Origin of the sequence: Bacteroides ilei (assembly GCF_900128495.1) — a bacterium.
Lineage (GTDB): Bacteria > Bacteroidota > Bacteroidia > Bacteroidales > Bacteroidaceae > Phocaeicola > Phocaeicola ilei.
Genome location: NZ_LT635801.1, coordinates 2,915,603 through 2,940,052, shown reverse-complemented (window position 1 = coordinate 2,940,052; position 24,450 = coordinate 2,915,603). Strand labels below are relative to the sequence as shown.

Sequence of the window (24,450 nt, the reverse complement as noted above, 5' to 3'; positions counted from 1 at the left end):
GTGCCGATCAGGGATTATGGTGGTGGCATTTTAGGACTCGATGAGGAAGGTTTCCATGTCCGACCAAATCAATAGGGCATCCGAAATGTTCTTCCAGCCATTCACTCGGAAGTTCTGTATCAGGGTGGTAATCTAATGTACCATTGACACAGGCAATGGTCTTGACATTCTGTAGTACGGTCCCGATATCATGGCTTACCAGAATAATTGCACAATGTTGGTTGATTTCTTCCAACAGCTTGTAAAGCTGTGCTTCGAAACGTTTGTCTATATATGTATTAGGTTCATCAAGAATTACTACTTGGGGATTGGATACCAAAGCCCTTCCCAGCAGGGCGCGTTGAAGCTGCCCGCCGCTCAGTTGTCCGATAGCACGTTTTTCCAGACCGTCTAATCCCATACGTGTGATGGTATGTTGCACCTGTTCATGTTGTTGTGGAGAAAAGCGCCGGAACAATGATTTTTGTCGGTTGAGCCCTGAGAGAACTACATCGTATACAGAAATGGGAAATTTCTTGTCAATGCTGCTATACTGAGGCAGGTATCCCATACTGATGGCAGACGTTTCAATCCCGTTCTGGAAGAAGTGGATATCTCCACGAGTGGGAGATAATAGTCCTAGGATAATTTTCATTAAAGTTGTTTTACCTCCTCCATTAGGCCCTATCACTCCTAAAAAATCTTTATCGTATACGGTTAGATTTATATCCTCCAGGACCTGTTTTTTGTCGTAAGCGGCTGAAATATGGTGCAGTTGTATGATGGGTTGTTTGTCCATGTCGGTAGGTCATTTTTTACTTAGGGCTTGTGAAATATGAATCATTTCATCCGGCCAGTTATAGTTTAAAGGATTTATAGGGACTATTTTTGCCTTTATCTCTTTGGCTATGAGTTCGGCATTCCGGGTATCAAATTCTTTTTGGATAAAGACGGTATTGACCAGTCTGTTCTGACATTCTTTGATCAGTTTCTGGAGATGGGAGGGCGACGGTTCTTTCCCACCTTCTTCAATACTGATCTGTGTCAGACCATATTCATGTGCAAAATAGGTAAGTGCCGGATGGTAGATCAGAAATGTGCAGCTGTCAGGCAGATTGGCTTGGATCTGTTTCTCTGTCTTGTCAAAGATGTTATCCAGACTGTCCCGTTTTTGCCGGTAGTAAGCTGTATTGGCTGTATCCAACGAACTTAAAATCTTACAGATATTGTCGGCTATGATCCGTGCATTTTTTACAGAATTCCATATATGAGGCTCTATTCCTTCTGCATGATAGTGTCCGTGATTGTTTCCGTTGTTGTGGTGAGAACAATTTTCCTTTATCAACATGATTCCTTCGGATGTATCGAAAACGGTCAGGCCTGGAGTATTGCTTTTCAGTTTATCCATCCATATCTGTTCAAAGCCGATATAACCGATGCGGAGATAAGCCCGGCTTTTGCTTAAGGAAACCAATTGTTGGGGGGTAGGATCATAAGTTTCCGGATTGTTTCCTTCCGGTACCATACTTTCTACCTTGAATTTGTCACCGGCAATAGCTTCTGTGAAGTATCGTAAAGGTTCGATAGTGACGGTCAGTATGGGTTGTTGTTCCTGCTGTTGTTTGCCCCTGCAGGAAACCAAAAACAGTAATGTCAATGCAAGAAACAAATATTTTTTCATATGCGGTTTTCTAATAGTTGACAAATATAACCAATTCTTTCCAATCTGCCTTTAAAGTAGGTTCATTTGGTAGCCCGAAGTATTTCTCTTTTGCCTCCGGGAGGACCGGGCAGACGTTCTACCAGGAATCCTGAGTGTTGGAGCATACGTCTTACACTGCCTTTGGCACAATAAGTGGTAAGGATCCCTTTTTCGTTTAAGCATCCGTAAAGTTTGTCGAAAAGTTCCTGACTCCACATTTCCGGTTGTTTTTCCGGGGCAAAGGCATCGAAATAAATAATGTCATATCCTTTTTTGAACGGATAACAGGTAAAGTCGGCCTTTATCTTGTTGATGGTGAAATAAGGGGTTATGATGATATCTGTATTCCAATCAACCCGGTGAAGTTCGGCGAATTCTTTGGCTTTTCCCGGGCATATCAGGTCCGGATATGTCAGTTTGCCGGCTAAATCATTGGTTATAGGGTATCGTTCAATAGTTGTATAATGAATCTTTTTTTGCTCTTTTTCGGCTTCGATCAGAGTTAAAAAAGCATTTAGACCTGTACCGAATCCTATTTCCAGAATACGGGGAGACAATACGGAAGAATGCTTTAATCCCATGTTGATAAATATGTGTTCCGATTCGGTCAAAGCACCTTTTACCGAATGGTAATGTTCATTTATTTCAGGGACGAAAAGGGTGTAACTTCCGTCGGCTGTTTGTTCAATTTGTAACATCCTTATTTATAATTATAAAATTCAAAACAGGCTGATGATTCCTAAGGTAGCTGCTACCAGCAAAGCATATCTGGCTAGCTTTCCGATAGTCATTGAGATACAGACAATCCAAACGTTGGCACGCATCAGCCCCAATACAATCAGGATGGCGTCACCTATAACCGGTAGAAAGGAAAATAAGGCCATCCATGATCCGCGTCCATGAATAAAGTGGACGGCACGGTCCAATTGTTTCTGGTCTACTTTAAAATATTTGTGTATCCACTCCATTTTTCCCAGATGACCGATCCAGTAGCAGGTAAGTCCTCCCAGGGCGTTTCCGGCGGTTGTCGAAAGCGTTGATAGGACAGGATCCAGTCCTAATCCTATACAGGCGAGGAGGACAGCTTCCGAGCTGAACGGTAAAATAGTTCCTGCCAGAAAAGCAGAGATAAACATTCCCCAATATCCCCAATCGGTCAATAGCTGAATAAATGCATCCATAAATTGAAGAGACAAAGTAATCCGCAGAGAGATAGTGTGACTATCAACAGGATATACGTAATTTTTGAAAATGTGAGCGCCAATACATGGCCGCCGATAATGGCTGCTGGAATCATTGTCACTGGTAACAGGATATTGATCAGCTGAGGTTGGAGGAATATGAAGATATGTATCCATACTCCAATGAGTATGATTGCTTTTAACGTTATCCGTGTCTGTACTTTATCTTTATAGGCCGTTTGCAGATACAAGACTATGAATGTGGCAGATAAAATGAAGATTACCGCCCATGATACATATTGAGAGGGCTGCAGATTCATATAATCTATCGGCTGGAATTGTATCAGTCTGCTGGCCAGATCTGTAAATCCTTGCAGATTGTTCTGATATACATAATAGCATAGGATAAACCAATAAGGTATGCTGACACCTATCAGTCCGGCAAAGAAACTTTTTCCATTCAATGAACGCAAGGGTATCATATGTATGTATAGTAGCGGAGCCAGCCAGATAAAATTCGGTACAATCAAGCTAGCTATACCTATCCAGAAAAAGGCATGGAAAATGGTGACAGATGCATTGGGTAATTCGTAGCTTTGGAATAATGCCGACAAAGTAAACAGAAAGAATACAGGTATCAGACATTCTATTGACCAATTATGTAGAAAAGTCAATGCACAATAAAAAAGAAGAAACAGGACAGATGGCAAGGTTGTACGTGTGCGGATTAAAGCAAAATGCGTATCCATTTCAATCAGGAGATAGGATACGATGCCTGCACACAACAAAGAACCGAGGTTGATCCAATTATGTACAGACGATATCATCCATATCAATATGGTGATGAGGGCAACTACGGGAAGGGTGCCCCGTCCCGTAGCTACGTCATATTGAAATCTGTTTCTTGCTTGCATGATTATAAGTCAAAACCGATATCCGAACGGAAATATTTCTTTTCGAAATGGATTTTGCTGGCATTGGCAAATGACGTTTTCAGAGCTTCTTCTTTGTCGGTCCCGTACGAACTGACGGCGATGACACGCCCTCCATTGGTTACAGTCTGGTCATCCTTCAAGGCTGTACCGGCATGGAATACGATGCTTCCTCCAGCTTTGGCATCTTCAATTCCGGTTATGGTGAAGCCCTTCTTGTATGCTTCAGGATATCCGCCTGAAACCAGCATGACACATACGGCAGAACGTGGGTCTATTTCCAGTGTCTTTTCGTCCAGGTTGCCGGCTGCGACACCTTCGAACAGATCGACAAGATCACTTTTGATACGTAACATTACGCTTTCGGTTTCCGGGTCGCCCATACGGACATTGTATTCAATGACCATCGGTTCACCTTTTACGTTGATAAGTCCGAAGAATATAAATCCTTTATAGTCTATTCCTTCTGCTGCCAGGCCTTCAACCGTAGGACGGATAATGCGGTCTTCTACCTTCTTCATCCAGTTTTTATCGGCAAATGGAACAGGGGAAACAGATCCCATTCCTCCAGTGTTCAGACCTTTATCGCCTTCACCTATACGCTTGTAATCTTTTGCTTCAGGAAGAATCTTGTAGTTTTTACCGTCGGTCAGTACGAATACGGAACATTCGATACCACTTAAAAATTCTTCAATGACTACTGTAGCGGAAGCGTTTCCGAACATACCGTCTAACATTTCCTTCAGTTCTTTCTTGGCTTCTTCCAACGTAGGTAGAATCAATACACCCTTGCCGGCACATAGTCCGTCAGCTTTCAACACATAAGGAGCTTCCAGCGTTTCGAGGAATGCCAGACCTTCTTCCAGATTTTCGGCTGTTATACTTTTATATCCGGCTGTCGGAATGTTGTGGCGTTGCATGAATCCTTTGGCGAATTCCTTGCTTCCTTCCAGTACGGCTCCGGCTTTTGACGGACCGATTACCGGGATTTGCTTCAGGGCGTCATCATTCTTGAAGAAATCGTATACACCCTTTACCAAGGGATCTTCAGGGCCTACAACTACCATATTGATTCCGTTGTCAATGACGAATTTCTTTATGCCTTCAAAGTCATCGGCTTTAAGAGCTACGTTTTCGCCCACTTCACGAGTTCCGGCATTTCCCGGAGCGATGTACAGTTTTTCTATTTTCGGGCTTTGAGCGATTTTCCATGCCAATGCATGTTCGCGTCCGCCTGAACCTAACAATAAAAGTTTCATAGTCTGTATAATGGTTATGTTATTTTTTATTTTAAGAAATCGGTAAAGTAACGGGTGATATGTTCATGCAGATGTACACGGTCACGCCCCATCATGTTGTGTCCGTCTTCCGGATAGATAAAGAAGTCGGGATGCGTTCCTGCGTCAATGCATGCCCTCAGGAAACTGATGCTATGCTGGGGTACACAGGTAGGGTCGGTACCACCGATAATAATTTCAAGACGGCCTTTCAGATTTCCCGCTTTTTCCCTCAGGTTTGAACTCTTGTATCCTTCCGGATTGCTTTGGGGGGTATCCATATAGCGTTCACCGTACATTATTTCATAGAATTGCCAGTCGATGACCGGACCGCCTGCTACACCAACTTTAAATATTTCCGGATAGGTAAGCATGAGATTGGTGGTCATGAAACCGCCGAAGCTCCATCCGTGTACCCCGATCTTGTCTGCATCTACATATGGAAGAGACTGAAGGAATTTTGCACCTTCAACCTGGTCTTTCATTTCTTCGTCTCCCAAGTGACGGAATGTACAGTTTTCGAACCGGATTCCACGGTTGTCGCTGCCACGGCTGTCGACTGTCAGCATTACATAGCCTTGTTGAGCCATATATAAATCCCATCCACGTGCATCATAGAAGCGGGTGTTGTGAATCATTTGTGCATGAGGTCCGCCATATACATAAATGATTGCCGGGTATTTTTTGTTAGGATCGAAGTTGACCGGCTTGATGAGACGATAATATAAATCGGTCTTTCCGTCGGCAGCCTTGATTGTTCCTATAGTTATTTCCGGCATATTGTATCCGTCTGTCATCGGATCGGATGCCTGTAGCAGTATTACCCCTTTTTTCCCGTTGGTCGGTAATATACTGATTTCACGTGGAACATCGTGCGATGTAAAGTTGTCTATGATATAGGTTCCGCTGGTGGAAAGTTGGGCATGGTGCATTCCGTCTTTGTTACCTATCAGGGTCCGTTTCCCATCCTTTACGTTCAGTGAAAATATATTGGTCTGCAATGATGATATTTCCGTACTGCCTATTATAATTTCCTTACGGTTCTTGTTAAATCCTAGAATTTCCTGTACCAGCCAGTCGCCTTGTGTCAGCGGAATGGTTTCCAGGTACTCACAATATTGGGAGTCTGTGTCTTTTCCCTGTTTCCATTCTTCTTTCTGCTTCCGGTTTGTATCCATCAGATACAGATGATGGAATCCATCCCTTTGGCTCCAATAGATAAATTTGGAGTTATCCCAAGGCAGGAATGTCAAAGGATGTTGAGGTTCAACGTATTTGGAATGTTTTTCTTCGTAAAGGACAGCTGTCTTTTCACCGGATTCGGCATCATATTGAACCAGTTGTGCGTGGTTCTGGTCACGGTTCAGTTCAATTACATAAATGCTTTTTTCGTCCGGTGCCCAACTTATGTTGGTGAAGTAACGGTCGGTAGGATCGCCGGCCTGCAGGTAGATAGTCTTCCCCGTCTTCATATTATATATGCCGACAGTCACTTTGTGGCTGGTCATGCCGGCCATCGGATATTTGTCAGGCTCCAGACTTGCAATCCGGGTTGTAGTATTTACTTGCGGATAATCTGTCACCATGCTTTGATCCATACGGTAAAAGGCAAGATAAGTGCCTTTCGGACTCCAGAACGTCCCTTTTGTGATTCCGAACTCATTGCGGTGTACAGCCTGTCCGTAAACAATGGCATGCCGTGTATCTGTATGGCTGTTTGTTGGTATCGGACTGATAGCCTGGGTAAAGTCTCCTTTATTGGCAATGTACAGACAATCGCCTGATGTATAGGCCAGCGTATTGTTTGCTGAACAGAAATCGAAATTGGCAGCATCTTTTTCCTGTATACGGAACATGTCGGTGATTTCTTTCTTTTTGAAATCGTAGAAAAACATATAAGTGTCTTTAGCTGTTTCATCACCAACTGAGGCCGTGAATTGAATTTCTGTCTTTGTCTCTGACGGGAAACTGATGTACATCAATGTTCGTAAAGGTTGTATCCGGCGAAGTTGCCCATAAGGTTTGGAGCTGTTCTGCAGAGCATTGTTCACTTCATCGAGTGTGACCAATGTACTTTCTTTTCCGCTTTTGACATCGATTTTTTTGATTTCCTCTATATCAGTGCGGACGCATACATCTCCCCACCATTGTAGGCCCGGCATATTTTTGGGGACCAGATTAAAATAATTGTTTCCACCGGGAATGACATCTTCCAATGTGAATGTCTTTTTCTCTTGGGCAGATACGGATACTGCTATCATACAGAATAATGCTATAAAAGAAAAAATACGTTTCATGTAGGATTTTGTTTTTATGGTTTTTATCAGCGAAAGAAAATTCTTTAGAACAAGAAGTCCCGGTTACTGGATTGGATTTTATCCACTAACCGGGCTCTGTAATAGCTCTTATTGTTCATTATTAGAATTCTCTTCATCTCTCAACTGATGGCGGGTATGCATATAGCGTGGGCCCGGAGTTGGTTTCGGGCGTCCGTCATCAGTATTCGGTCTGGCCGTACGTGGTTTCCTTTCTTCTTTTCTGTATCTGAAATTATCCCTGTCTGTTTCTTCACTACGTCTGTTGTTACGGCGTTCGTTCCTGGAATCTGATTTATATCTACCTTTATATTCCACCTTTTCAGCATTTCTACGGGGACGGGCAACCCTTTCTTCACGCTTAGGTTTGAATTCCTTGTCGCTGTTTTCACTTCGGAAGGCCTTGTATTTGCCGTCGAAAATCTGATACTTCCGGAATTGACATTCCAAAGCTCCGTTAAACAGAGGAACTTTAACAGATGACTTTAGACCAATCTGGTCGAAACATTCGTCACGGTAACTCAGAATCCATGCGTCATTACCCACGAAAGCATGTTTCAACCGTTCGCCGATCATTTGGTACAGACCTAACAGATCGTCTGATGAAATTCGTTCACCATAAGGAGGATTCATGATGATGATACTTTTTTCCTGTGGCTGTTCAAACTGCTGGAACGGCTGTATTTTCAGTATTACATCTTTGCTTACGCCTGCAGCCTTTACGTTATGGGTTGCGATTTCGTTGGCCTTCGGATTATTGTCGTATCCGTAGATTTTATGTTTGAATTCACGTTCCTGTGAATCATCATTGTATATTTCATCGAATAACGCCTGGTCGAAATCTTTCCATTTCTCAAAGCCGAATTCTTTCCTGAATATTCCCGGAGCGATATTACGTGCTATTAAAGCCGCTTCAATAGGGATTGTACCCGAGCCGCACATCGGATCAATCAGATCACATTCGCCTCTCCATCCGGTCATCAATATCATGCCGGCAGCCAAAACTTCGTTCAATGGGGCTTCCACCTGTTCTTGGCGATATCCCCGGCGGTGCAGTGATTCACCTGAACTGTCGAGTGACAAGGTACATTGGTCTTCGGCTATGTGTATGTTGATTGCCAGATCCGGGTTATTGATACGTACCGAAGGGCGGTTTCCGGTTTTGTCGCGGAAATAGTCCACAATAGCATCCTTTACTTTGTAGGCCACAAATTTAGAGTGGCGGAATTCATTGGAAAATACTACGGCGTCTACAGCAAAGCTACTCATATTGTCCAGGTAGTTTTCCCACGCTACATCTTTTACGGCTTCATAGACTTCGTCGGCTGTCTTTGCCGTGAAATGTTTGATCGGCTTCAGGATACGGATAGCGGTACGCAGGCAGAAGTTGGCTTTGTACATCATGGCCTTATCCCCTGTAAATGAAACCATGCGGCGTCCGATTTCTATATTTCCGGCTCCCAGTTCAGTGAGTTCTTGTGCCAACACTTCTTCCAGTCCCTGGAAGGTTTTGGCGATAAGCTCGAATTCTTGATTCATTTTGATTAAATTACGTAATTTCAATAGACGGTGCAAAAGTAGCAATTTTTGCACTATCAATCAACAGTTTGTAGGGGTTTTCATTAAATCTTATTGTTCTATTTATATGAAAAATTTGCGTAAGGTAAAATAAATTTGGCTAACTCAAGAAATTATTATTATTTCGTCCAAAACAATCTTTAAAGATGGATAAAATATTACTTGATCAACTACATAAGGGAGATGAAAAAGTTTTTAAATATATCTATACTCATCATTATAGTCTTTTATGTCGTTTTGCTAATCAGTTTTTAAAAGATTTGGCTCTTTCTGAAGAAATTGTAGATGATGTTATTTTCTATTTATGGGAACATCATGAAGAAATTGAAATAACATATTCTATCCGTTCTTATTTAATACGGGCTGTGCGTAATCGATGCTTAAATGAATTGCAGTCATTGAACAAACGTGAAGAGTTACGTCTTTCCTCTTTCTTGTCTTCAGATAACCTCGAGTTTTTGGATACGATATTTGTGGAAGATACCCATCCATTAGGTTCTTTGTTAGAAAAAGAATTGGAACAGCAATTGCGGATGTGTATAGAAGAACTTCCGACAGGATGTCGTACTGTCTTTAAGAAAAGTAGATTTGAATATAAAACATATGAAGAAATTGCAAATGAATTAGGAATTTCTATTAATACGGTTAAGTATCACATTAAGAATGCATTATCTTGTCTTCAGCAGCGCTTTAAGGAATATTTGGAAATACTTCTTATCACTTTTTTTATTGATTTTTGAAAAAAACTAGAAATCAGACTACCCTTTAATTTTATTTTTTTGTCTTACTATAAAAGAACGTTACTTTATGCAAGTTAATAATCGAGATATAGATACACTAATTATAAGTTATTTTTCTGGTACATTAGATAAGAGTTCTTTTCAGCAGTTGAAGGATTGGGCTGCTGAATCTGAAGAGAATAGAAAATATATACGCGAGAAGATGGAAGTTTGGTTTTCATCGGGTGCGGTAGATGAGGAGGTAGCCTTTAATGCAAAGAAGGCCTTTGAAAGATTTCAGAATCGTGTGGCTGATGCAGAGCGGCAGAAGGAACATGTCCACCGCTTTTCTTGGACAATGTTTCTTAAGGCGGCAGCAGTTGTTCTGATTATAATATTACCGATAACTGCATATTGGCAAGGTCAGCAAGTCGTTAAGCAAAATTTTGCTGATATTGTAATAGAGGCTCCACTAGGTTCATGTACCAAATTGAATTTGCCGGATGGAACTTTAGTTTGGTTGAATGCAGGTTCGAAGATAATCTATTCTCAAGGTTTTGGAGTGGATGACCGGAGTTTGAAGCTGATAGGAGAGGGATATTTTGAGGTTGCCCACAATAAAGAAACTCCTTTTAAAATTAATACAAAGGAATTGGATTTAAAGGTTGTGGGGACGAAGTTTAATTTTCGAAATTATTTGGATGATAAAGAAATTGCTATTAGTCTGTTGGAGGGAAAAGTAGCGTTAGTAAATAAGATTAAGAAAATGCCCGAACTTTATTTGGAACCAGATGAAAAAATGGTTTTGAATAAAGTCACGGGTGAGATGAAAAAATTAAAAACGATGGCAGATAAATCCAATTTGTGGATGAATGATGAATTATTTTTTGACGAAATTTTATTAGAAGATATTGCTAAACAATTATCTAGGAGTTTCAATGTTCGAATTGTGGTAGCTGATTCATTAAAGGAAAGACGTTTTTATGGTAGTTTTAAGGTGCAAGGGAATACTGTAAATCAAATTTTACAGACGATGTCATCTACTAATCAGTTGAGATATAGATGTGTAAATGGAGATTTTGTAATTTATTAATGTTAAATCTTAAATTTGTAATATTATGAAAATTATACGTTTTTTTTGACAAATCGATAAGATTTGATTAATTTTTAGATTGACTGTTATCTTTGTTAAAACCTTAATTTAATGTTGTATGGAAATTATTAATAAAGCTATTGTCGTAGCTTCAATGGCGTTTTGTCTTAATTTGTCAGTTTTTTCTCAAGATATATCATTGGTTCTTAATGATATAACTGTAAAAGAGGCTATTGAACAATTAAAAAAAGTTACGGGATATTCATTTGTTTTTTCTTCCTCTGATTTAGATACACAAAAACATGTATCTCTCAATGTGAAAAATTCATCAATTGATGATGTTGTTAGTCAAATTTTAACTGGGCAATCAGATGTTGTTTATAAAATACAAGGGAAAAAAATTATAATTAAAAGAAATGCAAGAAAGAACTCTGATTCTAATAGAAAAATTAAAGTTCAGGGTAGAGTCTTGGATGTTAATGGGGAATCAGTAATTGGTGCGACTATAAAGGAAAATGGAACTACAAATGGTACAATTACTGATTTCGATGGTAATTTTAATTTAGAAACATTTTATAATGCGATTTTAGACATTTCATATGTTGGTTATAAAACCCAACAAGTCAAAGCACAAAATGAGAAACATTTATCAATAATATTAAGAGAGGATACTGAAGCATTGGATGAAGTTGTGGTTATTGGATATGGTACTATGAAAAAAAGTGATTTGACAGGTGCTATATCTTCTGTTAAGACAGCTGATATTACAGCTACTCCTACTACTAATGCTTTGAAATCTTTACAAGGTAAAGTTGCTGGTCTAGATATTGTTCAATCTAGTGGTCAACCAGGTTCAACTGTTTCATTGACTTTACGTGGAAATAGATCACTTAAAGCAGATAATCAACCATTAGTTTTAGTAGATGGTATTGATTATGGTTCTTTGGTAGATATAAACCCGACGGATATTGAATCTATTGAAGTATTGAAAGATATTTCATCTACAGCCATTTATGGTACTAAAGGGGCTAATGGTGTTATTATTATAACTACGAAATCTGGGAAAAAAGGTCAGAGAACTAAAGTTGATTTTAATGCTTATGTGTCAATTAAAAATAAGGCTAAATATCCCCGTATGATGAATGGACCAGAATATGCACAGTTAAAAAGAGAGGCTTATCGTACAACTAATGCTGCTGCTCCAAATCAATATATGGATGATGCTTTAATTTTTAATGCAGAAGAGTTGGATTATTTGGATAAAGGATATTGGGTAGATTGGCAAGATTTAATATTGGGAACAGGTCTAACACAAAATTATGAAATCAGTATGACTGGAGGTACTGAAAAAACTTCTTATTCGGTGTCATTGGGATTTCAAAATGATCATGGATTGCTTAAAAATGATGTTCTGAAGAGGTATAATGGGCGTATAAGTCTTGATCATAAAGTTAATCAATTAATAAATGTTGGAGTAAATGCGTCATATACTTTTAAGGATCAAGATAAACGACAAAATCCGTTAAATTTAGCTAATAAAATACCTTGTATTGGTAGAGCTTACGATGATGAGGGAAACTTTATTTTGAATCCAGCCCCTGGAAGTAGTTCTACGTATAGCCCATTATGTGATGAACAGCCAGGTGCTTATGAGGATAATATACGTTCTAAAAGATTATTTGCATCAGGATACATTAATTTGAATATTGGGGCTGGATTTACATTTAAATCTACTATTGGTATTGATATTCATGATAGTCGTGAAGGGATATTTAAAGGTAAGAATACTGTGCAAAATTTAGGTGAGAAGACAACGTCTTCTATTCAATCAGATAATGATTATCGTTATACTTGGGATAATGTGTTGAATTATTCAAAGATGTTCGGTAAACATGGGTTGACAACTATGATTGGTAGTAGTACTACTTCATATGGTTCTGAAAGTGTTGTTGCAAGTGGGGCTAATCAAGCTTCTTCTTTAACATCTTTTCATGACCTTGGCGCTAATACAGATTCTAAAGAAATTTCTAGTAATTTGGTTGAAACCAAGATGGTTTCATTCTTTGGACGTATAAATTATAAATTTAATGAACGTTATTTATTACAGGCATCATTACGCGCTGATGGCTCTTCTGTGTTGGCTGAAGGGCATAAATGGGGGTACTTTCCTTCAGCATCAGTTGCTTGGCGTATTATTGAAGAAAATTTTATGAAAAATCAAAAAATTTTCAATAATTTAAAAGTTCGTCTAAGTTGGGGAGTTGCAGGTAATAGTGCAATTGATGCGTATGCTACATTAGGAGGTCTGTCAAAATCTGTATATGCATTTGGTAATACGCCTGTCTATGGTTATTATCCAAGTGCAATTGAAAATAGAGATTTGACATGGGAAAAAACAGCGACTTGGAACTTGGGATTAGATTTTGCAATATTAAATAATAGAGTTTCAGGTACACTTGATTTATATACATCTCAAACTTCTGATTTGTTATTACCAAGTTTGCTCCCTAATTCCACTGGCTTTACATCCGTTATGCAAAATGTGGGTAAAGTTGATAATAAAGGAATTGAAGCAACATTGAATACAATATGGTTCCAGAGTCAGAAATTTACATGGACTACAGATTGGACTTTTAGCCTTAATAGAGAAAAAATTAAAGAGTTAAATAATGGAGTTTCTCGTGATGAGGGAAATTTATGGTTTGTTGATTCGCCTACTAAAGTCTTTTATGATTATAAAAAAATTGGCATATGGCAGTTGGGAGAAGAAAAAGAAGCTGAAGCTTTTGGTGGATTTAAACCGGGAGATATTAAAGTTGCTGATATGTCTTCAAAAGGAACAACAGGGGAAGGTGTATTTTCTACAGATGATAGGGTTATATTTTCTCGAGTGCCAAAGTATACATTTGGTATAACTAATAATATTACGTTTAAAGATTTTGATGTAATGTTTTTCATTTATGGGCGTATTGGTCAATATGTTAAGGATGCATATACACAATTATATAAACCAAGTGCTTTGGAAAATAGTGCACCTGTAAATTATTGGACACCAGAAAATCCAACAAACGACTATCCACGTCCTAATAGTAGCTATTCAACAAATAATTATTTGTTGCAGTCGAGCTTGGCATATCGGAAGGCATCTTTTGTGAAGATTCGAGATATAACATTGGGATATACTTTGCCCCAAAGATTATCGACTAAATTACATGTGTCTAAATTACGTGTATATTGTTCGTTAAATAATTTTGTAACTTTTACTAAGTTTCCTAATTATGATCCAGAAAGTGATGGTAGCCTAGATTTCCCATTGGCAAAACAAGTCCTTTTTGGTATAAATCTCAGTTTGTAATTTAATATAGATATAGTATGAAAACTAATATTATAAAATTAATAGTTATCTCTTTAGCTTGTGCAAATTTAACATCCTGTGAAAGTTTTCTAGAAGAGACTAATAAGAGTGGTTTAACTATTAATCCCTTTTTTAATACTGAAGTTGGTATTGAAAGTTCACTTAATGCTTGTTATACAGGAGCAAGAACATTTTATGGTCAGGAAGACGGTTTTGGTATGACTGAAACAGGAACTGATTTATTTTTGCGTGGTGGTGATAATAAAGCTAATCAGTTATCTGATTATACAGTTGATTTAAATGGTTCTCAATCTACTGTAGGAAATGTATGGAAAAATATGTATTTATCTTTGAATATTTGTAATCAGACACTAGCTTTATTGCCATCTAATAATTTATCTGAAAGTGATAATAAGTCATATGAAGGTCAAGCTCGGTTTTGGAGAGCATTTTATTTATGGATGATTACAGAGACATGGGGAGATGTAGTTTTAAATACAGAGCCAATTAGTGGGGTTGTTACGGATGCTCATCGGTCTTCTGTTGAAGATTTTTATAAAGTAATTTTTGAGGATTTAAATATTGCTATAAAAAACTTGCCAGTAGGGAAATCTATGGATGGAAGAATTACTCAAGATGTTGCAAAGGCATTCAAGGCCAGAGTTTGTTTAACAAGAGCTTGTAAATTAAATGATGTTTCATTATATAATGAAGCTAAGGATTTAGCATTAGAATTAATTAATTCCTCAAGATATTCTCTGTATTCTAATTATAGTGATATGTGGGATATTACAAATTGTGATGGAGGACTCAATACAGAGTCTATCTTTTATGTGAATTTTACAAATGCAGAATTGTCTAATAATAAATTTGATGCAACTGCAACAGGTAGTGGAAATGTCGGAAATGTATATTTCGTTATGAAATATGACAAGGAAGCAGGGATGGAGAGAGATGCAATTAATGGGCGTCCTTGGCAACGTGCATTACCATCAAAACGCTTGTTGCAATTATATAATGAAAAGATTGATCAACGATATAAAGTGATATTTAAAGATGTATGGATTTCAAATACCTAAATTCCGCAGCATTTTAGTTTAACTTATTTTATAAGTACCTGAGCAACAAAAAGTTGCTCAGGATTTTGCCATGTCAGATTTTTCACCTATCTTAGTGTTGCAAATCAAAATATGTATCAAACCCGACAGACATGGCAAAGGTAGCAATAAAATCTGAGAAACTCTCTCCTTTTGGAGGAATTTTTTCAATAATGGAGCAATTTGACTCCAATCTCTCATCTGTAATCGACTCAACCCTCGGTATGAGATGTAGGCTGTATGGTTATCAATACAGCGAAATCATCCGTTCGCTTATGAGCGTTTATTTCTGTGGCGGCTCATGCATAGAGGATGTCACCACTCATCTGATGTATCACCTCTCGCTTCATCCGACACTTCGCACATGCAGTGCCGACACGATTCTCAGAGCCATAAAGGAACTGACCCAGGATAACATTTCCTACACATCCGACACTGGCAAGACCTACGACTTAAACACGGCAGACATGCTGAATACACTGCTCCTCAATTGCCTATTGTCCACAGGGCAGCTGAAAGATGGCGAGGGGTATGACGTTGACTTCGACCACCAGTTCATAGAGGCTGAGAAGTTTGATGCGAAACCCACATACAAGAAGTTTCTCGGATACCGTCCTGGCGTGGCGGTTATTGGCGACTTGATTGTCGGCATTGAGAACAGCGACGGCAACACAAATGTCCGTTTCCACCAGAAGGACACGCTGAAGAGGTTCTTTGAAAGGTTTGAAAAGAACAAGCTTATGATCAACCGTTTCAGAGCTGATTGCGGCTCGTGTTCTGAAGAGATAGTGGAAGAGATTGCTAAACACTGCAAGACCTTCTATATCCGTGCCAACCGATGCAGTTCGCTCTACAATGACATCTTTGCCCTCAGAGGTTGGAAGAAAGTGGAATTGGGCGGCATTGAGTTTGAGCTGGCCTCCATTCTCATCGAGAAATGGAAAGGGAAGGCATACCGTCTTGTGATTCAAAGACAGAAGCGGATAGACGGCGAACTCGACCTGTGGGAAGGAGAATACACCTACCGCTGCATCCTTACAAATGACTACGAGTCTTCCGAGAAAGAGATTGTCGAATTCTATAACCTCCGTGGAGGGAAGGAACGCATCTTCGATGACATGAATAACGGATTCGGCTGGAACAGGCTTCCAAAATCCTTCATGGGAGAAAACACGGTGTTTCTTCTGCTTACGGCACTCATACGCAACTTCTATAAATTCATCATGGCGAGGCTTGACGTGAAGAGGTTCGGACTCAAAGCAACAAGCCGCATCAAGGCGTTTGTCTTCAAGTTCATCTCTGTGCCAGCCAAATGGGTCAGGACATCAAGGCAGTATGTGCTGAATATCTATTCATGCAACAACGCTTATGCTGATGTGTTCCAGAATGACTTTGGATGACACCGACAACTTATGGTCGTGATTTTGCGTATTGCCTCAAGTCGCATGGTGGGGTAAGGGGATTTAATGCGTCTTTGTGGCGATTTTTGCTGCGTTGCACCCTCTTTTGCCACAGTGTCGCTACCTTTTTGACCTCTGTGTCATCTTATGAGGGCGGTTGCGGATTTGAGGAAATAAAAGTGCTTTGAGTAGTCTTGATTTAGAAGCATATCCTCAAATGAGTGTAGGAGATACAGCGATTTATATTATGAAAGATCCTGCGACAAATGCACAAAAGGATTGGGCTTCTAAAAGATATCGTTTACTTGATATTAATGATGTGTATACTGAAGTTGGTAAGGTTATTTTACGTTCACAATTTATAGAGATGCATAAATTTACAGATCCGACAGTTGCTTTTAATCAATCGTGGTGTCAAAGGGATGCATATGTTATACGTCTTCCAGAATTGTATTTTATTGCTGTTGAATCGTTGATGCAAAGTGATAAAAAGGCTGCTGTAGATTTAATGAATGAATTTTTGGCAATAAGAGCTATCCCTGGAAAGGAAGTAAGCATTCGGTAAACCACGTTGCAAATTTTGTGAATTAGTTCCGAATCGGTGTTATTTGTAGTCGATTCGGAACTAATAGTATCTATTCGGAACAAGTTTGATGGGATTTAGCCCAATCACGTGGTAGAAGTTCTTCCATATTCTTCTCATCCCTTTCATAATATGGGATTTTACTCAGGACATCTTCCATCCAGATTCTGGGGTCTACTTCTGCAGACTTGCAGGTGGCAATCAGTGAGTACACGATGGCAGCCCTGTATGCGGATGCGTCGTTGCCGCAGAACAGATAATTCTTTCTGCCCAAGGCCAAAGGTCTTATGGCATTTTCTATGCGGTTGTCATCAATTTCGATTCTTCCGTCGTTTACGTATCTGGAAAGCCTGGGAAGAAGCGTGTACGTATATTCGATGGCTTTACCCATGCGGCTTTTAGGAAGCACTCTGAGATAAGCATCCTGCAGCCACTTTTCAAATTCAAGTATCAGCGGATAGGCCTCACTGATACGTTTTTCCTTACGCTCTTCGGCTGCGAGTCCGGCATCATTGGCTTCAGATTCTATCTTGTACAGCTTGCCGATGTAGTGTATTGCCTGTGTGGCCAGGGTCCTGTTCTCTTCCAGGGCATCCACGTACTTCCTTCTGGCATGTGCCCAACAGCCGACCAGGGTGATTCCTTTCATCTGCTCGAACTGTTCGTAAGCTGCATAGCCGTCACATTGCACAATGCCACGGTAGCATCCCAGCAGTTCACGGGCTACCATCCCCGAACGGCTGCCACGGTCATAATGGAACATGACGTCCCCCGTGATGCCGTCGCGCACGCACCACTCATACCCTTTTTTCGCCTTATGTTTCTCATTGTCCATCACAGGAATGACACTCTCGTCCACTTGTATATACTCACTGGAGAGTATCTTCTGTTTGAGCAGGTTGTACAGCAGCTTGAGTTTCTCCACCGCCATTTCATACCATCCGCACATGGTAGATTCGCTTATGCTGATTCCTGATTCGCGATACTGCTGTATCAGACGGTAGAACGGGAGATGATACATGAACTTGCCGATGATAATGTCCGTCAGGACCGAGGCGCCTGCCATACATTTGCTGACCGGAACAAGAGGTAGCGGGTGAATCAGGATCTGCCTTTCCTCGGGGTATTTCTCCATATCGGATTTACTTATCACTTTGTGACGGACGGTCTTCAGGATATATACTTTTGCCGGAACACGTTCCAGGCGTGAACTCTCTTCCTTTCCGATTTCAATGAATTCATCCTTAAGCCTGCCTTCCTCGTCTGTTGTCCCTTCAGGGTAAAGATCAACAACCTCTACAGGCAGTGAGGAAGTGTCCAGAGACTTGCGGACCGGTTTTTCCTTGACTTTTATAGTTCTGGTGATTTCTTCTTCACTCTTGCGGACTTCCTTCTCCATCCGGGATATTTCCATGGAGGACATTTCCTCCTTTGAGAACAGAAACAGCTGGTTGGGATCAAGCGGAAGACTCTTCTCGCTCATCCGCCCAAAGACTTTTTTCCGGAGCCAGTAAAGGGATTGTTCCAGCGAGGAAACCCTGCTGATAAGCGCCGCTTTATCCTGACGGAGCTTCTCAATTTCTTCCAATAAGGCTTTTTCCTGTTCTTCTGTAAGCATCTGTATCTCATTGTTCTACAATGTAAATATACTAAAATCCAATGACATACAAAAGCGAATAGAGTAAAAATCCGATACTATTTTCGAAGTTTCTGCAGGTTTTCAAGTCTCGTGCGACGGGAGTCGCGGGCTTCCATGATACCCTCCACAATCATGACAAGTTCCCGCCATTCTATATTTGTACAGACCTCATTGTCGTTGGCAGAATCAGGCTTGCCTAAGGTACCGGCTTCCAGAAGTTTGGAATACAGCACCATGCCGCCCGGCTCCCAATGCAGGAGCTTTATGCGGTCACGGGCACGGTTTATGAAGATATATACGTTGCCGTTGCTGGGGTCCTGACCCATGGCGTCGGTAATGATACCGCTGAGAGTATGAAAGCTTTTGCGCATATCAGTCGGGCGGTTATACAACAGATAGCGCATACTGTCATTAAGGCTGAACATGGCTGCAGGCCTGGATGATTGAAAACAGTTCCTTTTCATTTAGCTCACCGCAAATGCGTATGGCAGTACCGGCCGGTGTACGTATTTCTATCTCTTTCAATCCGCTTGGCGGGATCGGTGCGTTTTTCTGTTTACGCCCGCTTGTTCCGGCAAATGAAGGAACAGGAACAAAAGATCCGCTGTGGGGAAGCTCGATAAACTCACCTTGAGCCGATTTACCCGATGATTGCTCGGCGGCATAACGGGATTTGCTGTCATAAAACCGCCATACAGGGATATTGAGCTCCTCTAATCTTGACTTATAAGTCACTTTGTGCTCTTTGCAGTAGTTCATTATCTCTACTACTTCTTCTCGTGTCATCATAACTTTGCTTTTTGGACGTAAAGTTAATGATGGAAGTTGGAGATAAAAATACGTGGTTTACCGAATGCTTACGAAAGGAAAATGATATGAGAATAACCGAAAAGGATTTAACTATTGATTTTATACTGGATGAACGTGCTAGAGAGTTATGTGGAGAGCAAATTCGTTGGTTTGATTTGAAAAGGACTGGTAAATTAATAGATTATGTTCATAAATATAATATGGATGCAACAAATAATATTCAAGAGTATCATATGTTACGTCCTATACCTCAGAGTCAACTGGATGCAGTGACAAATAAAGATGAGTTTCAACAGAATCCAGGGTATACTAAATAATTAATTAATGTACATAAATCATATATTAATACTTATGAAACACATTCTTGGGAGTTTGTTAGCTTTCTCTCTAAGTGGTCTGCCATTATCGGCCCAGACTAACTTTAATGCTTTAAGCTGGAGTCAGAATACAGCTTATAATTCTTATTTAATGCGTGATGTTCATCAGCAATTCTTGGATCGTCAGATTGAATTATCAAAAGCATATACCTCGAAAGCAGAAATGCAGAAATATATCGATGGATGCATTGCTCGGTATAAACAGATTGCCGGGGATTTTCCGCAGAGAGGAGATTTGAATGCAAAAGTTCTGGGTAGCGTCAAAGGAACCGGATACACAATCGAAAAAATCATGTTCGAGAGTGTACCGGGACGTTATGTGACAGCAAATTTATATTTGCCTGATAACGGCCAGAAAAAGCATCCTGCTTCTTTGGAATTTTGTGGGCATGGCTTACGAGGAAAAGGGGCTTATTCTGTTTCAGCCGAATTAATGGCTGTCAATGGGATTGCTGTAATGGTAGTCGATCCTATAGGGCAAGGGGAACGTTTACAATTGATTGACGAGAATGGGAATCCTGCTACAAGAGGAGCTACAACCGAACATACATTACTGAATGCTGGATTGAATTTGGTTGGTACAAGTCTGGCCGCCCAAGAATTTTGGGATAACTCTCGTGCCTTGGATTACTTGATGACTCGTAAGGATATTGACAGTGATAATATCGGGGTTTATGGATCATCAGGTGGAGGTACTCAGACTGCTTATTTTTTGGGTTTGGATAATCGTGTAAAAGTTGCGGCTATCTGCAGCTTCTTTTCAACCCGTGAACGTACCATTGAGATTCAAGGACCTTCTGATGGTTGCCAGCATATTCCGTATGAAGGGCGTGAACGATTGGAAGTTCCCGATTTTGCTATGATGATTGCTCCTCGTCCATTATTGATTTTGAGCGGAAAATATGATTTTGTCGATTTATGGGGGGCAAAGCAAGGGTTCAATGAACTGAAACAGTGTTATACAACGTTGGGATGTCCCGAAAAAGTGGATATGCTGGTTGTGGAAACAGGTCATGGATTGGGACATGAGAAACAATTGAAGTTGGTCCGCTGGTTTAAGCGATGGCTGCAGGGTGTGACTGATGGAAAGCTGGTGGAAGCTCCTGATGACAGATTTACGTTTGAACAGACTAACTGTACGGAAAAAGGGCAAGTTAATATTTCTGTTCCGGGTGCTGTCAGTCTGATGGATGAGAATACGAAGCTGTTTGTGGATTGGCAGCCGCAACGGGATGCTTTTCTTAAACAGGATCGTAATGTCATTCAGAAAAAGGTTCTTGAGCTGTTGGGACTGAAGGAAATGCCGCAAAGCCCGATTCGTGTGGTACAGACCGGCCATGAATCATTGCGCGGATATGAACAATATAAGTATCAGATTATTCGAGATGGTGAAATGCCTGTGCCTTGTGTGGTGTTGGTACCTGAAACGGTAACAGCCAATTCTTCAGTTGAAATTCATTTGCAGGAAGCTGGAAAGACTGTTTTCTTGAGCGAATACACCAATTATACAGCCAACTTGACCAATGGAAACATCATTGTGGCGGCCGATTTCAGAGGTTTGGGTGAAACGACAGACCCAGCTTTCTATACAGATGCCAAATATTGGAACCGGGAATATCGGAATGCGATGACCAGTATGCACGCCGGACGTCCGATTATGGGACAACGGGTGGTGGATTTTATATCTCTGCTTGATTTCTGTTTGCAAGATGAAAATTTGAAAAACCGTAAGATTCAGGTGTTTGGAGATGGCATATATGGTCCGGTTACGGTACATGCAGCATTTTTGGATGACCGTATCGGTAGTGCAACTCTTTCCCGTTCATTGAAGACTTGGAAGAGTTATTTGGAAAATCCGATGCAGCGTGACATGTACTCTAATGTATTGTATGGAGTGGTGAAATATTATGACTTGCCGGATTTGATCAAATTGTGTAAAGGAAAGATTGGTTATAATGATTGAATGGTTTGGAAAGTAAAAAAGAGTATGAGAAAGTTATCGATATTTTTAAGCTTGATGTTTTGTGCCCTGCTGGTTTTTGCGGCGGACGGTACATACAAACAATCTGGTAATGCCTTGCTTCTAAAATCTGATGGAGGAGATGTCCGTTTGGATTTCTGTACTAGTGATATGTTTCGTGTGCGGTTGGTTCACAATGGTAAAATGGGGACGGATGAGCGATGGATTGTGAGAAAGTACGATTTTGCTCCTGTCTTTTATCAGGTTTCTGAAGAAGCGGATAAGTGGGTGATTACTACTGATGTCCTTCAAATTCAGGCATTGAAAAATCCGTTCCGTCTGGTAGTTTCGGACAAGGATGGAAATGTGTTTTATACCGAAACAGAAGCTTCTCGGTTCTTTGAGGATTCAGTTCGAACCACGGTGGTTATGCAAGGGGATGAGCATTTTTTCGGCTTTGGAGAGCGTATGGATTTTATGGATCAACGTGGGCATAAGGTTTATTTGAATGTTGAACTGGGACGTGGACCTCGTCCAGCTGTGGGCGGAAAGGATATCTTACGTGCCAATTATTGCCCGGTGCCTTTCATGATGAGCAACAAAGGGTATGGAATTTTCTTCCATACAGCTTATCCTACTGAGTGGAATATGGGCTGGGATAATACCAAACAATATTCTTTCAAGGCGTTCGGTGGTGATCTGGATTATTATTTTATTTATGGTCCTGACTTTTATACCATGATAGACCGATATACAGACCTTACCGGTAAGGCTCCGATGTTGCCTCGTTTTGCCATGGGACTTCATTTGGGTACTTATTCTGGAGGTACCTGGAAGAATGAACAGATGACTTCTGACAAATATCCTCCTGCATTATGTAAACGGATGCGTGAGGAGGGTATACCGTTTGATTTGCTCTGGCTGGACTCTACTTGGAGAATCTTTAACCAGACTTATGGAAATGGTGGTTGTACATTCGAATGGCGTGAAACATTTAAAGATCCGAAAGCAATGTTCGATAGTTGTTATGCACAAAATGTACAGATGGTAGGTCTGCATATCCGTTCTATTTTGGATAATGGTCCGGAATATAAGTTATTGGATCAGGCTCGGGAAGCCGGTAATGTACTTTATCCAGGTGCACGTACCGAAGGACTGGTTAATTTTTTTAGTCCTGATGCTGTGGACTGGTGGTGGAAGAATGGTGTGATGAAAGTGGCTGATCTGGGTTGTAAGTTTGTCAAGACTGATGTGGGAGGAACTATGTCCTTGAAGGAAGGTATGGTAGGTACAGATGGTATGGAAAGTGCCGCTTTGCATAATATCTTCCCTTTGGCTTATGCTGAGGCGCCGTTTCTCAAATTCCAGGAGCTGAACAAAATGAGAGGATTAACTCATACCCGTGAAGGTTATGCGGGGATACAGCGTTATCCTTATATCTGGGCAGGCGATTGGGGTACCGAATGGCAGTGGTTTGAGCCGGTTATTCGTGCCGGACTGAACATGGGTATGAGTGGTGTCGGAAACTGGACTCATTGTATGGGTGGTTTCGAGCAGTATTCTGCTTATGATACTGAATTGTATACTCGTTGGGTGCAGTTCGGAATGTTTTCTCCGATAGCTATGTTGTTCGGTATGGATCATCCTCGTTATCATGAGCCATGGACTTATGGGGAGGAAGCTATGAAAAACTTCATTAAGTATGATAACCTGCGTTATTCACTGATTCCGTATATCTATACCAATGCTTATCGTTTGCATGAAAGCGCTCGTCCGATGATGACTCCGCTGGTGATGGATTATCCGCAGGATGAAAATACTTATAATTTGAGCCGTCAATATATGTTTGGTCCTTGGATGATGATTTGTCCGGTAACAACCAAAAATGCTCTGAGCCAGTGGGTTTATTTTCCTGGTGGAAGATGGTTTGATTATGAAACGGGCGAGCGTTATGAGGGTCGCCAATACAAGTCATTCTTGACTCCTTTGGATGTACTCCCTATTTATATTAAGGCAGGTGCAATCATTCCGATGCAACCAGTCATGCAGTGGGTAGGTGAGAAACCTGTTGATGTGTTGACTTTGGATGTTTATCCAGAGGGTGAATCTTCTTTCGAAATGTATGAAGATGACGGTTTGTCACATGATTATGAAAAGGGAGTGTATGCTTTTACTCGTTTTACCAGTTCGTTAGGTAATGATAAGTGGGTATTCCGTGCCGCAAAGCCGGAAGGAAAGTATAAGCCTGAGCAGCACGGTTATAAGGTACAGGCTTATCTGGATTTTGTTCCGTCGCAGGTAACGGAAAATGGAAAATCCTTGAAGGCTTTGGCTTCACAGACTGATGTTGACAATCAACCAGGCTGGTATTACAGCCAGGAAAAGAAACGTTTGTTTGTAAGATTGGTGGGCGATAATAGTAAAGATGTGGAACTGGTAGTCAAATAAAGAAT

Annotated in this window: 19 protein-coding genes and 1 pseudogene; 9 read left to right on the top strand and 11 right to left on the bottom strand. The window is 40.6% G+C overall.

Features of this window, described 5'->3' with window-relative positions; translation table 11 throughout:
• Nucleotides 1–7: 7 nt before the first annotated feature.
• The 8 genes from BQ7489_RS12505 to BQ7489_RS12470 all read right to left on the bottom strand — a co-directional run bounded on the left by BQ7489_RS12505 (nucleotide 8) and on the right by BQ7489_RS12470 (nucleotide 8,925).
• A complete protein-coding gene (locus BQ7489_RS12505; protein WP_072531273.1) occupies nucleotides 8–778 on the bottom strand; it encodes a metal ABC transporter ATP-binding protein in 771 nt (256 codons plus the stop codon).
• A gap of 9 nt (nucleotides 779–787) precedes the next feature.
• Entirely contained in the window at nucleotides 788–1,660 is an 873-nt protein-coding gene (locus BQ7489_RS12500; RefSeq protein WP_072531272.1) for a metal ABC transporter solute-binding protein, Zn/Mn family, read from the bottom strand.
• A gap of 62 nt (nucleotides 1,661–1,722) precedes the next feature.
• Complete coding sequence (gene mnmD, locus BQ7489_RS12495) at nucleotides 1,723–2,379, bottom strand: tRNA (5-methylaminomethyl-2-thiouridine)(34)-methyltransferase MnmC2 (protein ID WP_072531271.1); 657 nt, start codon at nucleotides 2,377–2,379, stop codon at nucleotides 1,723–1,725.
• A 21-nt stretch (nucleotides 2,380–2,400) separates the two neighbouring features.
• Complete coding sequence (locus tag BQ7489_RS12490) at nucleotides 2,401–2,862, bottom strand: YqaA family protein (protein WP_072531270.1); 462 nt, start codon at nucleotides 2,860–2,862, stop codon at nucleotides 2,401–2,403.
• Nucleotides 2,838–3,776 carry a hypothetical protein gene (locus BQ7489_RS12485; RefSeq protein ID WP_072531269.1) on the bottom strand — a complete coding sequence of 313 codons (939 nt, stop codon included), beginning with the start codon at nucleotides 3,774–3,776 and terminating at the stop codon, nucleotides 2,838–2,840. The genes BQ7489_RS12490 and BQ7489_RS12485 overlap by 25 nt, the downstream gene beginning before the upstream one ends.
• Nucleotides 3,777–3,778: 2 nt before the next feature.
• A complete protein-coding gene (gene purD, locus BQ7489_RS12480; RefSeq protein WP_072531268.1) occupies nucleotides 3,779–5,053 on the bottom strand; it encodes a phosphoribosylamine--glycine ligase in 1,275 nt (424 codons plus the stop codon).
• A 26-nt stretch (nucleotides 5,054–5,079) separates the two neighbouring features.
• A complete protein-coding gene (locus BQ7489_RS12475) occupies nucleotides 5,080–7,368 on the bottom strand; it encodes a S9 family peptidase (RefSeq protein WP_072531267.1) in 2,289 nt (762 codons plus the stop codon).
• 108 nt (nucleotides 7,369–7,476) lie between these two features.
• Nucleotides 7,477–8,925 (bottom strand): THUMP domain-containing class I SAM-dependent RNA methyltransferase, encoded by a 1,449-nt coding sequence (locus BQ7489_RS12470; protein WP_072532178.1) that lies wholly within the window; start codon nucleotides 8,923–8,925, stop codon nucleotides 7,477–7,479.
• Nucleotides 8,926–9,110: 185 nt separating this feature from the next.
• On the opposite strand from BQ7489_RS12470, the gene BQ7489_RS12465 reads away from it, so the two are divergent.
• From BQ7489_RS12465 to BQ7489_RS12440, 6 genes are all read left to right on the top strand, one after another.
• The gene (locus tag BQ7489_RS12465) at nucleotides 9,111–9,704 is read left to right on the top strand and encodes an RNA polymerase sigma-70 factor (RefSeq protein ID WP_072531266.1); all 594 of its coding nucleotides are present in this window, start codon (nucleotides 9,111–9,113) and stop codon (nucleotides 9,702–9,704) included.
• Between the two features lie 67 nt (nucleotides 9,705–9,771).
• Nucleotides 9,772–10,776, top strand: a complete 1,005-nt coding sequence (locus BQ7489_RS12460; RefSeq protein ID WP_072531265.1) for a FecR family protein — start codon at nucleotides 9,772–9,774, stop codon at nucleotides 10,774–10,776.
• Between the two features lie 118 nt (nucleotides 10,777–10,894).
• Nucleotides 10,895–14,131 (top strand): TonB-dependent receptor, encoded by a 3,237-nt coding sequence (locus tag BQ7489_RS12455; RefSeq protein ID WP_083580598.1) that lies wholly within the window; start codon nucleotides 10,895–10,897, stop codon nucleotides 14,129–14,131.
• Nucleotides 14,132–14,148: 17 nt separating this feature from the next.
• Complete coding sequence (locus tag BQ7489_RS12450) at nucleotides 14,149–15,210, top strand: RagB/SusD family nutrient uptake outer membrane protein (RefSeq protein ID WP_083580596.1); 1,062 nt, start codon at nucleotides 14,149–14,151, stop codon at nucleotides 15,208–15,210.
• Between the two features lie 131 nt (nucleotides 15,211–15,341).
• Nucleotides 15,342–16,628 carry an IS1380 family transposase gene (locus BQ7489_RS12445; RefSeq protein WP_071147970.1) on the top strand — a complete coding sequence of 429 codons (1,287 nt, stop codon included), beginning with the start codon at nucleotides 15,342–15,344 and terminating at the stop codon, nucleotides 16,626–16,628.
• Nucleotides 16,629–16,845: 217 nt separating this feature from the next.
• Nucleotides 16,846–17,193 (top strand): RagB/SusD family nutrient uptake outer membrane protein, encoded by a 348-nt coding sequence (locus BQ7489_RS12440; RefSeq protein WP_072531264.1) that lies wholly within the window; start codon nucleotides 16,846–16,848, stop codon nucleotides 17,191–17,193.
• A 70-nt stretch (nucleotides 17,194–17,263) separates the two neighbouring features.
• Here BQ7489_RS12440 and tnpC read toward each other — a convergent pair whose 3' ends face one another.
• The 3 genes from tnpC to BQ7489_RS12425 all read right to left on the bottom strand — a co-directional run bounded on the left by tnpC (nucleotide 17,264) and on the right by BQ7489_RS12425 (nucleotide 19,639).
• On the bottom strand, nucleotides 17,264–18,829 hold the full coding sequence (gene tnpC / locus BQ7489_RS12435; protein WP_072531206.1) for an IS66 family transposase: 1,566 nt from the start codon (nucleotides 18,827–18,829) through the stop codon (nucleotides 17,264–17,266).
• A 77-nt stretch (nucleotides 18,830–18,906) separates the two neighbouring features.
• On the bottom strand, nucleotides 18,907–19,275 hold the full coding sequence (gene tnpB / locus BQ7489_RS12430; protein ID WP_072531207.1) for an IS66 family insertion sequence element accessory protein TnpB: 369 nt from the start codon (nucleotides 19,273–19,275) through the stop codon (nucleotides 18,907–18,909).
• Nucleotides 19,262–19,639, bottom strand: a complete 378-nt coding sequence (locus BQ7489_RS12425) for a hypothetical protein (protein ID WP_227195382.1) — start codon at nucleotides 19,637–19,639, stop codon at nucleotides 19,262–19,264. The genes tnpB and BQ7489_RS12425 overlap by 14 nt, the downstream gene beginning before the upstream one ends.
• 74 nt (nucleotides 19,640–19,713) lie before the next feature.
• Between BQ7489_RS12425 and BQ7489_RS12420 the strand changes: the two are divergent.
• The 3 genes and pseudogenes from BQ7489_RS12420 to BQ7489_RS12410 all read left to right on the top strand — a co-directional run.
• A pseudogene (locus BQ7489_RS12420) lies at nucleotides 19,714–19,977 on the top strand (RagB/SusD family nutrient uptake outer membrane protein); the annotation flags it as partial.
• Between the two features lie 34 nt (nucleotides 19,978–20,011).
• On the top strand, nucleotides 20,012–22,000 hold the full coding sequence (locus tag BQ7489_RS12415) for an alpha/beta hydrolase family protein (RefSeq protein ID WP_072531262.1): 1,989 nt from the start codon (nucleotides 20,012–20,014) through the stop codon (nucleotides 21,998–22,000).
• Between the two features lie 24 nt (nucleotides 22,001–22,024).
• Entirely contained in the window at nucleotides 22,025–24,445 is a 2,421-nt protein-coding gene (locus BQ7489_RS12410; RefSeq protein WP_072532176.1) for a glycoside hydrolase family 31 protein, read from the top strand.
• The last annotated feature ends 5 nt before the right edge of the window (nucleotides 24,446–24,450 follow it).

Bases quoted from the DNA above. Each gene is read 5' to 3' on its own strand.
- BQ7489_RS12490 (WP_072531270.1), bottom strand. From the start codon at position 2,862: ATGGATGCATTTATTCAGCTATTGACCGATTGGGGATATTGGGGAATG.
- BQ7489_RS12500 (WP_072531272.1), bottom strand. From the start codon at position 1,660: ATGAAAAAATATTTGTTTCTTGCATTGACATTACTGTTTTTGGTTTCC.
- mnmD (WP_072531271.1), bottom strand. From the start codon at position 2,379: ATGTTACAAATTGAACAAACAGCCGACGGAAGTTACACCCTTTTCGTC.
- BQ7489_RS12415 (WP_072531262.1), top strand. From the start codon at position 20,012: ATGAAACACATTCTTGGGAGTTTGTTAGCTTTCTCTCTAAGTGGTCTG.
- purD (WP_072531268.1), bottom strand. From the start codon at position 5,053: ATGAAACTTTTATTGTTAGGTTCAGGCGGACGCGAACATGCATTGGCA.
- BQ7489_RS12470 (WP_072532178.1), bottom strand. From the start codon at position 8,925: ATGAATCAAGAATTCGAGCTTATCGCCAAAACCTTCCAGGGACTGGAA.
- tnpB (WP_072531207.1), bottom strand. From the start codon at position 19,275: ATGTTCAGCCTTAATGACAGTATGCGCTATCTGTTGTATAACCGCCCG.
- BQ7489_RS12455 (WP_083580598.1), top strand. From the start codon at position 10,895: ATGGAAATTATTAATAAAGCTATTGTCGTAGCTTCAATGGCGTTTTGT.
- BQ7489_RS12485 (WP_072531269.1), bottom strand. From the start codon at position 3,776: ATGCAAGCAAGAAACAGATTTCAATATGACGTAGCTACGGGACGGGGC.
- BQ7489_RS12410 (WP_072532176.1), top strand. From the start codon at position 22,025: ATGAGAAAGTTATCGATATTTTTAAGCTTGATGTTTTGTGCCCTGCTG.
- BQ7489_RS12475 (WP_072531267.1), bottom strand. From the start codon at position 7,368: ATGAAACGTATTTTTTCTTTTATAGCATTATTCTGTATGATAGCAGTA.
- BQ7489_RS12445 (WP_071147970.1), top strand. From the start codon at position 15,342: ATGGCAAAGGTAGCAATAAAATCTGAGAAACTCTCTCCTTTTGGAGGA.
- tnpC (WP_072531206.1), bottom strand. From the start codon at position 18,829: ATGCTTACAGAAGAACAGGAAAAAGCCTTATTGGAAGAAATTGAGAAG.
- BQ7489_RS12505 (WP_072531273.1), bottom strand. From the start codon at position 778: ATGGACAAACAACCCATCATACAACTGCACCATATTTCAGCCGCTTAC.
- BQ7489_RS12450 (WP_083580596.1), top strand. From the start codon at position 14,149: ATGAAAACTAATATTATAAAATTAATAGTTATCTCTTTAGCTTGTGCA.
- BQ7489_RS12460 (WP_072531265.1), top strand. From the start codon at position 9,772: ATGCAAGTTAATAATCGAGATATAGATACACTAATTATAAGTTATTTT.
- BQ7489_RS12465 (WP_072531266.1), top strand. From the start codon at position 9,111: ATGGATAAAATATTACTTGATCAACTACATAAGGGAGATGAAAAAGTT.
- BQ7489_RS12425 (WP_227195382.1), bottom strand. From the start codon at position 19,639: ATGATGACACGAGAAGAAGTAGTAGAGATAATGAACTACTGCAAAGAG.
- BQ7489_RS12440 (WP_072531264.1), top strand. From the start codon at position 16,846: ATGAGTGTAGGAGATACAGCGATTTATATTATGAAAGATCCTGCGACA.